Origin of the sequence: Bradyrhizobium ottawaense (genome assembly GCF_900099825.1) — a bacterium.
GTDB classification, from domain to species: Bacteria; Pseudomonadota; Alphaproteobacteria; order Rhizobiales; family Xanthobacteraceae; genus Bradyrhizobium; species Bradyrhizobium ottawaense_A.
Genome location: NZ_LT629693.1, coordinates 7,243,840 through 7,257,427 on the forward strand (window position 1 = coordinate 7,243,840; position 13,588 = coordinate 7,257,427).

At 63.1% G+C, this 13,588-nt stretch carries 12 protein-coding genes; 3 read left to right on the forward strand and 9 right to left on the reverse strand.

All coding sequences use genetic code 11. The features are described 5' to 3' along the window. The first annotated feature begins 406 nt into the window (after positions 1-406). Both BLR13_RS34120 and BLR13_RS42340 read left to right on the forward strand, forming a co-directional pair. On the forward strand, positions 407-1,798 hold the full coding sequence (locus tag BLR13_RS34120; RefSeq protein WP_074814276.1) for an ammonium transporter: 1,392 nt from the start codon (positions 407-409) through the stop codon (positions 1,796-1,798). A gap of 175 nt (positions 1,799-1,973) precedes the next feature. Then, entirely contained in the window at positions 1,974-2,102 is a 129-nt protein-coding gene (locus tag BLR13_RS42340; protein ID WP_256379186.1) for a hypothetical protein, read from the forward strand. A 98-nt stretch (positions 2,103-2,200) separates the two neighbouring features. On the opposite strand, the gene BLR13_RS34125 is transcribed toward BLR13_RS42340, so the two are convergent. The 8 genes from BLR13_RS34125 to topA all read right to left on the reverse strand — a co-directional run bounded on the left by BLR13_RS34125 (position 2,201) and on the right by topA (position 12,525). Next, positions 2,201-2,731 carry a hypothetical protein gene (locus tag BLR13_RS34125; protein WP_074814273.1) on the reverse strand — a complete coding sequence of 177 codons (531 nt, stop codon included), beginning with the start codon at positions 2,729-2,731 and terminating at the stop codon, positions 2,201-2,203. Positions 2,732-2,926: 195 nt separating this feature from the next. Next, the gene (gene rpmG / locus BLR13_RS34130; protein ID WP_027537094.1) at positions 2,927-3,094 is read right to left on the reverse strand and encodes a 50S ribosomal protein L33; all 168 of its coding nucleotides are present in this window, start codon (positions 3,092-3,094) and stop codon (positions 2,927-2,929) included. Positions 3,095-3,218: 124 nt separating this feature from the next. Further along, a complete protein-coding gene (locus tag BLR13_RS34135) occupies positions 3,219-4,544 on the reverse strand; it encodes an LLM class flavin-dependent oxidoreductase (protein WP_074814270.1) in 1,326 nt (441 codons plus the stop codon). Positions 4,545-4,677: 133 nt separating this feature from the next. Further along, positions 4,678-6,015 (reverse strand): amidohydrolase, encoded by a 1,338-nt coding sequence (locus BLR13_RS34140; RefSeq protein ID WP_079587375.1) that lies wholly within the window; start codon positions 6,013-6,015, stop codon positions 4,678-4,680. A gap of 51 nt (positions 6,016-6,066) precedes the next feature. Beyond that, positions 6,067-6,804, reverse strand: coding sequence for an NUDIX hydrolase (locus BLR13_RS34145; RefSeq protein WP_074814264.1), 738 nt, complete (start codon positions 6,802-6,804; stop codon positions 6,067-6,069). A 139-nt stretch (positions 6,805-6,943) separates the two neighbouring features. Continuing rightward, positions 6,944-7,384 carry a DUF983 domain-containing protein gene (locus BLR13_RS34155; protein WP_074814259.1) on the reverse strand — a complete coding sequence of 147 codons (441 nt, stop codon included), beginning with the start codon at positions 7,382-7,384 and terminating at the stop codon, positions 6,944-6,946. Further along, complete coding sequence (gene rnr, locus BLR13_RS34160; protein WP_074814256.1) at positions 7,378-9,759, reverse strand: ribonuclease R; 2,382 nt, start codon at positions 9,757-9,759, stop codon at positions 7,378-7,380. The genes BLR13_RS34155 and rnr overlap by 7 nt, the downstream gene beginning before the upstream one ends. After that, entirely contained in the window at positions 9,760-12,525 is a 2,766-nt protein-coding gene (gene topA, locus BLR13_RS34165; protein WP_074814253.1) for a type I DNA topoisomerase, read from the reverse strand. Between the two features lie 230 nt (positions 12,526-12,755). Here topA and BLR13_RS34170 point away from each other — a divergent pair, with 230 nt between their 5' ends. Next, on the forward strand, positions 12,756-12,998 hold the full coding sequence (locus tag BLR13_RS34170) for a hypothetical protein (protein WP_074830714.1): 243 nt from the start codon (positions 12,756-12,758) through the stop codon (positions 12,996-12,998). 6 nt (positions 12,999-13,004) lie between these two features. On the opposite strand, the gene BLR13_RS34175 is transcribed toward BLR13_RS34170, so the two are convergent. Next, a complete protein-coding gene (locus BLR13_RS34175) occupies positions 13,005-13,478 on the reverse strand; it encodes a winged helix-turn-helix transcriptional regulator (RefSeq protein ID WP_074830711.1) in 474 nt (157 codons plus the stop codon). Positions 13,479-13,588: the final 110 nt, after the last annotated feature.

Sequence of the window (13,588 nt, forward strand, 5' to 3'; positions counted from 1 at the left end):
TGAACGTCAGGGGAAGGCAGGTAGTTCATGAGGCTGGCAGCCGCCAATCCCCAGCCATTTCAACTCGACGTTGCCGCGACGTCGAGCATCCCGAGTTTTTTGCCCAAAATCGGCGTTGATCCTGCCGTCGCCGCTCGAGAGCGTTTTCGAGCGAAGTGGATGCCGGTTCGCGTAAAGAAAACGCGTCAAAACAAAAGACTAGAGCCCGGTTCTGATTCAATCAGAACCGAACGGGCTCTAGGCACGGGACGGTTCATGCGCGCCATTCAAGACAGTCTCAGAAACAAACTAAAGGGCACACCAATTTTCGCATCGTGCTGATGGCGCGCCGTTCGCATTCGCATGGGAGAGATCGACAAAGTGGCTGGGTAAACCTTCACCGACATCTGCGACGAGGAGAAAGACGATGGGACTCTGGAAATACGCGCGCCAAAGACTCGGGCCTTTCGTGGTTGCACTCTTGGGGATCGCGCTTCTCTGCATGCTGTTCGGTGACATCGCGCTCGCGGAAGACGCGGGGCCGCCGGCCTGCGGTGGCAAGATTCTCGAGAAGTGCACACCCAACTCCGGCGATACCGCATGGATGCTGACGTCGGTCGCGCTCGTCTTGATGATGACCGTTCCGGGTCTCGGCCTGTTCTATGGTGGCATGGTGCGCAAGAAGAACGTGGGCGACACGGTGATGACCAGCTTTGCCGTCACCTGCCTCGTCACCATTCTGTTCGCGCTCTTTACCTACAGCATGGCGTTTCGCGCCGGCTCGCCGTTCATCGGGGGCCTGGATCGGATGTTCCTGAAGGACATCCTGAGCGACATCGGCAAGGGAGGCATCGGCAATCCCAATCCGCTCGCCGCGACCATTCCTGAGAGCGTGTATATCTGCTTTCAGATGACGTTCGCTATCATTACGCCAGCGTTGATCGCTGGCGCGTTTGCCGAGCGGATGAAGTTCTCGGCCATGCTCTTGTTCATCGGCCTGTGGGCGATTTTCGTCTATGCGCCGATTGCGCACTGGGTCTGGGGACCCGACGGCATCTTCTCCGCCGGCAACGACGCCGCGTGGGTGAAAGTGCTGGATTTCGCCGGCGGCACCGTCGTGCATATCAACGCCGGTGTTGCTGGGCTGATGTGCGCGATCATGCTTGGCAAACGGAAAGAAACCGGGCCGGCGCACAACATGGTGCTCACCTTCATCGGCGCCTCCCTGCTGTGGGTTGGCTGGTTCGGATTCAACGCCGGCTCCGCCGTGACCGCGGGCATGCAGGCCGGAATGGCGATGCTGGTAACCCAGATTGCTACCGCAGTTGCCGGCTTTACCTGGATGCTGGTGGAATGGGCGCTGAAGGGCAAGCCGACCGTCGTCGGCATCTGCTCGGGCGCGGTCGCCGGCCTTGTCGCGATTACGCCGGCTTCCGGCTTCGTCGGACCGGTCGGCGCCTTCGCCATCGGAATCGCGGCAGGCGTCTTCTGCTACTGGGGGTGCACCGGCTTGAAGCGCTTGTTCAGCTATGACGACGCGCTGGATTGTTTCGGCGTTCATGCGATCGGCGGCATCGTCGGGGCGCTTTTGACCGGGGTGTTCGCGGTCGAGCAATACGGTGGAACCCCAGGCGCTCTGGAGGGCAACGTTGGACAGTTCTTCAACCAATGCATCGGCGTGGCCACCGTTTTCGTTTATGACGCCGTCGTCAGCCTGATCATCCTTTTCGTGGTCAAGATGTTCGTCGGTCTTCGCGTGACGCAAGACATCGAGCGGGAAGGGTTGGACCTCGCGCTGCACGGAGAAATCGTGCAATAATGTAGAGTAAAGGCAGCGTCCTGCAGCGCCGGCGTTCATCGCCGGCCGTTGCGGAAAAAAGCTGCCCCTGAACAGGGCTGGAAACGATCGAGGCGGCCAAACCTCGATGGGGGTGTTGGGTCCAGCCAGTTCTAACTACTTTACTGCTCGCGGTGATCCTCGGTGAGGAGATCACATGAACTGGTTCTATTGGAACACAGCGTGGTCGCTGTTCTTCAGCCTCGTTTGGTTCATGACCATCACGCATAATCCCGAAGCGCGGATCTCGGATGCGCATTTGCGCGATGAGGCCTTCGGCGGCTGAATGAAGACCTACGTTACAAAGCGGATCGGGCCGATACCACGGACGCCCGAGCGCTCTTCGTCGTGCCAACCTGTCCCGAGACCTCGCGACGGGCTAGTCTAGCTCCGATAGAAGCGCCACATCCTGAGGAATGTTCGGTGGATCACATCCGGCGGCTGATCGAACGGCTCCAGACTGATCCGCAAGGTGCCATTGTGGTCCATGCGCCAAGGTAGGCGCATCAGCAGGCGATAGATCGGCTGCTTGCGCCAATCGACGACGAGAGCGCTGCGGAGCGGTGCGTTGAGCACAATCTGCAGCTCATGGACCGTCATCGCCCGCTCGGCGATCTGAACGACATCGATGCGCTCGATGGCCCGCCAGCGTATCAATCCGAAGGCCTGGATGAAGATGCCATATTGATTGGCGCCGATGGTCGGCCGCCCGGTCTCCAGCAGGGGGATGTTGTAGTAGGTGAAGCTGGCCGCTGCCACGGCAGGGAACGACCAATAGATGGCGCCGGTGATCCAGGCGGCCGTGCAGAATATCGCAGCCAGCGCAGCACTGATGTAGACGGGAAAGTAGATGTCTTCGCGCACATAGGCGACCGAGTAGCCACCGGCATTTCGCTCGTCCAGGGTTGCGCTCATGTGAACCCGATGCCCAGGGCCTACCAGAGAGGCACAAGTCGGCGCGGCGGAATCGCTTAACTCAACACGGTGTTCGGAAACTGGTTCCCGAGCGAGGATAACAGTGCGCGGGTCCTGGTGCCACCTTGCGGGTGGCGGGCCGCAAAATGAAAACGGGGCCGCAAGGCCCCGTTGAACTCAGTACCATCCCAGGTCTTACTTGATCTTCGATTCCTTGAACTCGACGTGCTTGCGCGCGACCGGGTCGTACTTCTTCTTGACCAGCTTGTCGGTCATGGTGCGCGAATTCTTCTTGGCGACGTAATAGAAGCCGGTATCCGCCGTGGAAACGAGCTTGACCTTGATGGTGACCGCTTTGGCCATGTTCGGAACCTCAAAAATGGGGGTGTAGGGGCCGGCCAAATCGGCCTGCATTTGCCGCGCAACCTAGCTTCGATCCGCCCAAAGTCAAGGTTTGCAGGGCAGAATTGGACGGGAATCGGGGAGATTAACCCTCAAAGAACCGGTTTTTCGGCCGCGGTAGCCCCAGATTCTCCCGCAACGTGCTGCCTTCATACTCGGTCCGGAAAATCCCGCGCTTCTGCAGTTCCGGGACGACCTTGTCGACGAAATCGTCGAGACCCGCGGGCAGGAACGGGAACATGATGTTGAATCCGTCGCTGCCGCGGCTGGTCAGCCATTCCTCCATCTGGTCGGCGATCGTCACGGGCGTGCCGACAAACGAGAGCCCGCCATAACCGCCGACGCGCTGGGCTAGCTGGCGCACCGTGAGCTTGTCGCGGGCGGCGACGTCGACGAGGCGCTGGCGACCGCTTTTGGACGCATTGGTCTCGGGGATCGGCGGCAACTGGCCATCGGGATCGAAGCCGGAGGCGTCGGTGCCGAGCTGGACCGACAGCGAGGCGATGGCGCTGTCGTAATGCACCATGCTGTCGAGCTTTGCGCGCTTCTCCTTGGCCTCTTCGACGCTGTCGCCGACCACGACGAAGGCGCCGGGCAGGATCTTCAGATGCTCGGGGTCACGGCCGATCTTTTCCATCCGGCCCTTGATGTCGGCATAGAGTTTTTGGCTGTCGGCAAGGCTGCCGCCGCCGGTGAACACGGCCTCGGCGGTCTCGGCCGCAAGCTGTTTGCCGTCCTCGGACGCGCCGGCCTGCACAATCAACGGCCAGCCCTGGACGGGGCGGGCGATGTTGAGCGGTCCGCGCACGCTCAGATATTTTCCCTTGTGGTTGAGCACGTGCATCTTGGCGGGATCGAAATACAGCCCTTGCTCGACGTCGCGCACGAACGCGTCGTCGGCAAAGGAATCCCACAGGCCCGTGACGACGTCATAGAACTCACGCGCCCGCTTGTAGCGCTCGGCGTGCTCCATATGGTCGTCGAGCCCGAAATTCAGCGCGGCGTCCGGATTGGAGGTGGTGACGATATTCCACCCCGCACGGCCGCCGGAGATGTGATCGAGCGAAGCAAAGCGGCGGGCGACATGATAGGGCTCGTCGAACGTGGTCGACCCCGTCGCGATCAGGCCGATATGTTCGGTGGCGCCGGCCAGCGCCGACAGCAGCGTGAACGGTTCGAACGAGGTCACGGTGTGGCTGCGCTTGAGCGCATTGACCGGCATGTTCAGCACGGCCAGATGGTCGGCCATGAAGAAGGCGTCGAACTTTCCGGCCTCCAGCTTCTGGATCAGTTTCTTGATATGCGGGAAATTGAAATTGGCATCGGGCCAGGCGCCCGGATAGCGCCACGCGCCGGTGTGGATAGAGACCGGCCGCATGAATGCGCCGAGCTTGAGTTGCCGCTTCGCCATTTGCCCCATTCCGTACGGTTATTGTTGGGGAACAGATAGGGACGGCAGGCGGCTGCGCCATCGGGAGACGTGAGAAGAATTTTGCAATTTCGCCGCCGTCTGGAGGATGGGACCGTTCGGCGGCACCGCTTTCTCATTGGCTGCGGGCGCGCTCGTCGAAGGCGCTGAGAACGGCCAGCGTCATGGCCTGGATGCCGAGGGTGATCGTTGGCTGGGGCACCGGCGCAAACAGGGGCGAATGGTTGGGCGGCAATTGCGGGCCGGTGCCGTTGCGTGCGGCGGCGACCCGTTCCGGCTCGTAGACGCCGATGTTGAACATCATCGACGGCACGCCGGCGGCGGCGTATTCCGAAAAATCCTCGCTGGCGCTGACCGGCGGCGTTGCCCGCACCTTGTCGCCGAACGCCGTTTGCAGCACTTTTACGGCCGATGCGACTACGCCGGGATCGTTCATCACAGGCTTGGTGCCCGCCGTGATCTTGAAGTCGGGCGGCGGCGCATCCGCCATCGCGGCCACAGCCTTGGCTGTTCGTTCGATCCCCGCATGTAATTTGGCGCGGACTTCCGGCTTGTAGGATCGGATGGTGCCGGCGATGTACACGCCATCCGGAATGATGTTGGCGGCGGTGCCGCCATGGATCGCGCCGATGCTGAGCACGCCGAATTCGTTGGGGTCCTTTTCGCGGCTGATCACGCTTTGCACGTCGGTGACGAAGCGCGCCGCGATCGTGACCGGATCGATGGTCCGGTGCGGTTCGGCGCCATGCCCGCCGCGGCCGGAGAACCTGATCTCGAGAAGGTCGGCATAGGACGAGCCGATGCCGCTGCGATAGGCGACAGTGTCGTAGCCGTTGGGGCCGTCGTGCAAGGCAAACGCGACGTCGGGCTTTGGAAAGCGCGTGAACAGGCCGTCGGCCAGCATGGCCAGGGCGCCCGTCACTTCTTCTTCGGCCGGCTGGGCGATGAACATCAACGTGCCGTGCCATCGGTCTTTCATGCCAAGCAGCGTCTTCGCCGTTCCGACCCAGCTCGCCATATGGATGTCGTGACCGCAGCTATGGGCGACGAAAACCTCGCGACCGTTCCAGCTGGCCTTTTCATGGCTTGCGTAGGGCAGGCCGGTTTTCTCTTCCATCGGCAGCGCGTCGAGTTCGGTTCGCACCAGGACGGTAGGGCCGTCGCCGTTCTTGTAGATCGCGACGAGGCCAGTCTTGCCCACCTTTTCGGTGACGTCGAAGCCGAGCGCGCGCATTTCGGCGGCGAGCCGGGCTGCGGTCTTCACCTCCTGAAACGCAAGCTCGGGATGGGCGTGAATGTCTTTGTAGAGCGCATCGAGCGCGGCATAGTTGCCGGCGACCGTGGTTTGGATCGCAGCTTTTAGGTCGATGACGTCAAGCTCGGCACGGGCTTGCATCGGCAGCATGGCGCACAAGGCGACGGATGCGAGCAGGGGTTTGACAAACCGCATCATGGAAGGCGCTCCCGCATACAACTCGGTCGATCGGGCCGCAATCTAGCACGCCTACGCGCCCAACACATCCTTCTGCATCTTGCCGCCGTAGAAATGGAAGAACGGCACCGGGGCGTCGTGGTGCAACGGGCCGGTGGCGAGGCGGCGGTCGAGTTCGTTGAGGACGTTCTTGGTCATGGGATGCAGGTCGGCCAGCGGCTTGGAGCCGATCTCGACCCAGACCAACTCCACCAGTTCGGCATCGGGATGGATCACGCCCTCGACGCGATGGGCGATCGCGGAGGCATCCGCGGTGAAGAAGCGGGTGTCGAAACGGCGGACGCGGCCCGGCGGGGTAATCGCGCGCGCAATCAGGAACAGGCTCGACGGATCGGGCAGCAGGCCGGCGTCGCTGAACGGCGCCCAGGGACCCTCGAGCTTCACCGGCTTGTCGACCTTGCGGCCGAGGCAGAGGCCGGTTTCCTCGCAAGCTTCGCGGATCGCGGCGACCGCAAGCGCGCGCGCGCGCGAAGCCGCGATCTTGGGGCTACCCTTGAGCAGGTTGGCTTCAAGTTCCTTGGTGATGGAAGCGGCGACGGGAACGCGATTGTCGGATTTGTCGACGCGGCCGCCGGGAAACACGAATTTGCCCGGCATGAACACCACATTGTCGTGGCGCTTGCCGACCAGCACCTTGGGCTTTTCGCCGGAGCGATCGATCAGGATCAGCGTCGCCGCGTCTTTCGGCCGGAAATAAGGATGGTGATCGGCTTCTTTTTCTTCCTTGGGCGCGGTCGCAGCTTCGGTCATTCCATCCCCATTCATGCTTTTATTATTGTTGGTTTAGCCAGAGCGGTTTCCAGCGAAGTGGAAACCGGTTCGCGTCAAGAAAACGCGTCAACTCAAAAATCTGGAGCCCCGTTCCGATTCCATCGGAACGGAAAAGGCTCTAGACGGGCGGAACGTCGCTAGGGGCGTTTTCGTCAAACCCGTGCATGCGCAGCGCCCATTGGAAGCCGACCACGGCGCCCTTGACCGGTTGCAGCAACGCCAGCGATGCAATCAAGGTGACCGGCAGGTAGATCGAAAGCTGCAGCCAGACCGGCGGCGCATAATCGGTTTCGATCCACAGAATGACCGGTACCAGGATGTGGCCGACGATGATGATCACGAGATAGGCCGGCAGATCGTCGGCGCGGTGTGGCGTGTAGTCGAGCCCGCATACCGAACAGTTGTTGTCGACCTTCAGGAAAGCGCGAAACAGCTTGCCTTCGCCGCAGCGCGGGCAGCGGCAGCGAAAGCCGCGCTTCATGGCGGTCCAAAGGTCGCGCTTTTCGCCCTTCACGGAATCCTGGCTCCAGACGGCCGTTGCGGTGCTCACTGTTACCATGATTTGCCTTTCTTGGATTTGCCGGATTTCGATTTACCCGGCTTGAACTTTGCGGACTTTCCTTTGCCAGACTTGCCCTTGCCGAACTTACTCTGGCCGGGCGCGCCGGCCTTGTCGTTCGGGCTGCGGCCTGGACGCGCTTTCGACGGCTTTGTCGACGCTCGCGATCCGTCACGTTTTCTGCCGCGCGGAATGGACTGGCCTTCCGACAACAGCTCGAACCGCAACGCGCCTGCTACCGGTGCTGCTTCTACCAGACGCACGTCAACAACGTCACCCAGCCGGTGCATGGCACCGCTGCGTGTGCCGATGAGCGCATGGCGCGCCTCGTCGTAGTTGAAATATTCCGTGCCGAGCGTGCGGATCGGGATCAGCCCGTCGGCGCCGGTTTCGCTGAGTTTGACGAACAGGCCGGCGCGGGTGACGCCGGAAATACGGCCCTGGAAACTGGCGCCGATGCGATCGGCAAGGAAATGCGCGATCAGGCGGTCGGCCGTCTCGCGTTCCGCCTTCATGGCGCGGCGTTCTGTCACGGAGATCTGGGCTGCGACTTCGCCAAGCGTTTCCAGCGTCTCGGTTTCCGGCAGCGCGCCTTCGCCGAGACCGAGCGCCCGGATCAACGCGCGATGCACGATCAGATCCGCGTATCGCCTGATAGGCGAAGTGAAATGCGCGTAGCGGCGCAGGTTGAGGCCGAAATGGCCGTAATTCTCCGACGAATATTCCGCCTGCGCCTGCGAGCGCAACACTACTTCGTTCACCAGCGGTTCGTAGTCCTCGCCGCGGACCTGGCCCAGCACGCGATTGAACAGCGCCGGGCGCAGCGCGCCGGCTTTCGCGAACGGCAGATCGAGCGTCTTGAGGAATTCCGCGAGGTTGTGAACCTTCTCCTGCGAAGGTTCGTCGTGCACGCGGTAGATCAGCGGCAGCGCCTTCTTCTCGAGCATCTCCGCCGCGGCGACGTTGGCGAGGATCATGAATTCCTCGATCAACTTGTGCGCATCCAGCCGCTCCGGCACGACGACGCGATCGACGGTGCCGTCGGATTTCAGCAGGATCTTGCGCTCGGGCAGATCGAGATCAAGTGGGTCGCGTTCGTCGCGTGCCAGTTTGACCAGCGCATAGGCCGCATACAGCGGCTGCAGGATCGGCTCGACCAGGGGACCGGTGGTGTCGTCGGGCCGGCCGTCGATCGCGGCCTGCGCCTGCGCGTAGTTGAGTTTTGCCGCCGAGCGCATCAGCACGCGATGAAAACTGTGCGAGCGCTTGCGGCCGTCATGGCCGATCACCATCCGCACCGCGAGCGCGCCGCGCGGCTCGCCCGGCACGAGCGAACAGAGATCGTTGGAGATGCGCTCGGGCAGCATCGGCACCACGCGATCGGGGAAATACACCGAATTGCCGCGCATCAGCGCATCGCGATCCAGCGCCGAACCCGGCCGCACACAAAAGGCAACGTCGGCAATGGCGACGTGAACGATAAAGCCGCCCTTGTTGTTCGGATCGGGATCGGGCGCGGCATGCACCGCGTCGTCGTGATCCTTGGCGTCGGGCGGATCGATCGTCACAAGCGGCAGCTCGCGCCAGTCCTCGCGGCCCTTCAGGGTCGCGGTCTGCGCATCCTCGGCCTCGCGCAACGCGGCCGGCGAAAACACCTGCGGAATGTCATGGGCGTGGATCGCGATCAGGCTGACCGCTTTCTCGGTCGCGAGCGAGCCGAGCCGCTCCTTCACCTTGCCCGACGCCAGGCCGTAGCCGCGCGTGCGCACGAGATCGACGCTGACGAGGTCGTCATCCTCGGCGCCGCCGGTGTCGTCTTTGGCGATGTTCAGTTCGCGGCCGGCCTGTTTCTTGTCGACCGGAATGAGGCGGCCGCCGCCTGCGGGCAAAGCGCGGAAGATACCAAGCAGGCGGGTGCGGGCGTGATCGACGACCTTGATGACCCGCCCGCGATACGGCGTGCCGTCGCCGTCGGGGCTCTTTTCGACGCGCAGCAGCGCGCGGTCGCCGACGCCGGCTGCGGTGCCGGGCTGCGGGCGGCGCGGAACGTGAATGCGGATTTTCGGCGCGGGTCCGTCCTGCTCGGTGTCCCACTCGGTGGGTGCCGCGAGCAGTTCGCCGTCGGTATCGCGCCCGGTGATGTCGGCCATCACGGTCGGGGGCAGGGCGGCCGGCTCCAGAATCTTGCGGCCGCGTTTGGCGACCGTGCCGTCGTCTGCGAGCTCGCGCAGGATCTGCTTCAGCTCGACGCGGTCGGCGTTCTTCAGGCCGAACTCGCGCGCGATCTCGCGCGTGCCGATATTGCCGGGATTCGCGCGGATAAAGGCGACGATGGCGTCCCGGCTCGGAAAACCACTGTCGTGCTTCTTGTTCACTTATCCCCGGGCCTTGCCCGCGCTCTTCTTCGCAGGCGGTTTGGATGCGGCCGGCTTTGCCGCCGATGTCTTGGCGGCCGAGGCGACCGGCGCGCGCGCCTTGCTCACGGCATCCGCCTTCGGTTTCGCCGCCGCCTTCTTCACCGCGGCCTTCTTGGCAGGCTTTGGCGCATCGGGATCGACGACCTTGTCGGTAGTCTTGGCGGCTGCCTTCTTCGGTGCGGCTTTCTTGGCGCCGCGCTTGGGCTTGCCGCCGCCCTTGGCGGCGCGTTCATCGATCAGGGCGATGGCTTCCGCGAGCGTGATCGTCTCCGGCGTCTTGTCGCTCGGGATCGTGGCGTTGACGCCACCGGACGTGACATACGCCCCATAGCGGCCGTTCTTGACCGCCACGCCGCCGAGGCTCGGATGCTCGCCGAGCGGCTTGCCGGGATCGGCGCCGAAACGACGTCCGCTCGGGCCTTTTGCAATTTTTTCGGCGATCAGTGTCACCGCGCGGTTGAGGCCGATGTCGAACACCTCGTCGCCGGCTTCCAGGCTGGCGTAGGTTTTTTCGTGACGCACGAATGGACCGAAGCGGCCGATACCGGCGGTGATCGGCTCGCCGGTTTCCGGATGCTTGCCGATCTCGCGCGGCAGCGACAGCAGTTTCAACGCCAGTTCGAGTTCCATGTCGCCGGGCGACGTGTTCTTCGGAATGCCGGCGCGCCGCGGCTTCTCGCCCTCGGCATAATCTTTCTGCTCGCCGAGCTGAATGTAGGGGCCGAAGCGTCCGGCCTTCACCGTGACGTCGAGGTCGGTCTCCGGGTCCTTGCCGAGCACGCGGTCGGCGCTGGCTTCGCCGTCGGCAGCCAACGGACGCGTGTGCCGGCATTCCGGATAGTTCGAGCAGCCGACAAAGGCGCCGAACTTGCCGGCTTTCAGGTTGAGCTTGCCGGTGCCGCAGGTCGGGCACTGCCTGACGTCGCCGCCATCGGCGCGCGGCGGATAAATATGCGGCCCCAGCATGACGTCGAGCACGTCGAGCACTTCGGAGACGCGAATGTCCTTGATGTCGGCGACCGCGCCGGCAAAGCCGACCCAGAACTCCTTCAGCACCTGCTGCCAGGAGATCTCGTTGTTGGAAATGCGGTCAAGCTGCTCTTCCAGATTGGCGGTGAAATCGTATTCGACATAACGCGCGAAGAAGTTTTCCAGGAACGCGACCACGACGCGGCCCTTGTCCTCGCCGTGCAGCCGCTTCTTCTCGAGCTTGACGTAACCGCGGTCCTTCAGCACCTGCAGGATCGAGGCATAGGTCGAGGGACGGCCGATGCCGAGTTCTTCCATCCGCTTCACCAGCGAGGCTTCCGAGAAGCGCGGCGGCGGTTCGGTGAAATGTTGCGTGACGGCGAGGTCCTGCCGCTTCAGCGCCTCGCCCTCGCTCATGGCGGGGAGGCGGCGGCTGTCGTCATCCTCGGCGTCGTCGTCGCGGCCTTCCTGGTAGAGCGCGAGGAAACCGTCGAACTTCACGACCTGACCGCTGGCGCGCAGGTCCAGCACGCGGGAGCCGGCCTTCGCCGCGATATCCACCGTGGTGCGTTCGAGTTCGGCCGATTCCATCTGGCTCGCGATGGTGCGGATCCAGATCAGCTCATAGAGCTTGGCCTGGTCGGTATCGAGGCGGCGGCGCATTTCGGCGGGGCGGCGCGACAGGTCGGTCGGGCGGATCGCTTCATGCGCTTCCTGCGCGTTCTTGGCCTTGGTCTGGTACTGGCGCGGCGCGTCCGGCACGTAGGCGTTGCCGTAGTCCTCGCCGATCACCTTGCGGGCCTGCGTGATCGCCGAGCCGTCGATCTGCACGCCGTCGGTTCGCATATAGGTAATGAGACCGGTGGTCTCGCCGCCGATGTCGATGCCCTCATAGAGCCGCTGCGCGACCCGCATGGTATGGGCGGGCGCAAAGCCGAGCTTGCGGCTGGCTTCCTGCTGCAGCGTCGAGGTGGTGAAGGGCGCCTGCGGATTGCGGCGCGCCGGTTTCGCTTCCACGGTCGAGACCGTGAAGTTGGCGGCCTCGATCGCCTTCTTGAGTTCTTCGGCTTCCGCGCCGGAGCCGATGTCGAGCCGCTGGATCTTCTTGCCGTCGGCGCCGACGAGGCGGGCCTCGAAGGCGTCGCCGCGCGGCGTCGTCAGGGTGGCCACCAGCGACCAGTATTCGCGGGCGACGAATTTTTCGATCTCGAGCTCGCGGTCGCACACCAGCCGCAGCGCCACCGACTGCACGCGGCCGGCCGAGCGTGCGCCCGGCAACTTGCGCCACAACACCGGCGAGAGCGTGAAGCCGACCAGATAGTCGAGCGCGCGGCGCGCCATATAGGCGTCGACCAGCGCGCCGTCGATCTGGCGCGGCGACTTCATGGCATCCGTCACCGCCTGTTTGGTGATGGCGTTGAAAACCACGCGTTCGATCTTGTGGTCCTTGATCGCGCGCTTCTCTTTCAGCACTTCGAGCACGTGCCAGGAGATCGCCTCGCCCTCGCGGTCAGGGTCGGTTGCGAGGATCAGGCGGTCGGCGCCCTTCAGGGCCTTGGCGATGTCGTTGAGCCGGCCGGCCGCCTTGGGGTCGATCTCCCAGATCATCTGGAAATTGGCTTCCGGATCGACCGATCCGTTCTTGGCCGGCAAGTCGCGGACATGGCCGAACGAGGCCAGAACCTCGTAGGAGGCGCCCAAATATTTGTTGATCGTCTTGGCTTTCGCCGGCGACTCCACAATGACGATATTCATGTCATTCCAATAGCTTACGGGAAAAGATAAAGGCCGGTATCGCGAGACTCGCGCCAGCCGTTTCGTCCCGAACATGGGGTGGTGAGGCCCCCCTGTCAAATCGACAGATATTGAGCAGGCAGGTCCGGGATGCGACTTTGTGGGTATGGTGTTGCAGAATACGTCCTAGAGTTGTGGGAATAAACCGGCTATTTCTGGACCATATTGTGTTGGATTGGGATGCCGGTTTTTTGAACAAGGCACGGGGCGGCCGGAAGCGCACGACTTCGGGTGGATCGAGGCGATCTTCAACGGACGACCGCGACGGCGAGGGCGGCCCTGACGAGGCCGTGGCCTTCATCGCCGAAACCGTTGCCGAATTGGTCAAGCTGGCGAAGAACCATCGGCTTGAGGTTCTCAGCCATCTGCTCGGCATGGCACAACTCGAGGCGGAAGAGCGGATGCGGACCCGCAGCAAGCACAAGCTGTCGTGAGCGACGCTACGCCGTAACCTGCCTGGCTTGCTTCCCCGGCCGTGGCTTCAGCGTCGTATCCGCCTGTGTCAGCAGCCTTCCGTCCTCGGCATGGAGTTCGAGCCTGCGCACCGCCCGGCCGTTTTCCCTGTCGACCAGGATGGTGGCGATTTCCTCTGGCCGCTCGTCGAATTCCTCGCTCCATTGCCGTAGCGCCACCAGAACCGGAAACACGCCGCGGCCCTTCGGTGTCAGCAGATATTCCTGATAGGCGCTGCCGTCGGAGGCGGGCGCCGTTTTCAGGATGCCCTGATCGACCAGTGCGCGCAGCCGAACGGTCAGAATGTTCTTGGCGAGCCCCAGCTTCTTCTGGAATTCGCCGAAGCGGCGGCTGCCAAACAATGCCTCGCGAATGATCAGGATCGACCACCAGTCGCCGATCGCATCCAGCGATCGTGCGATCGGGCAGTCGTCGCGCTCAAAGCTCGTCCGTTTCACCATGGCCATCTCCGAGGGATCGCAGGACCGATCACGGCCTTGTGTGGTTGCATTATAGAACCAGATGCCCTAGGTAGGCAATCTAGTTTAATAATGCAACCGATGGAGGCTAT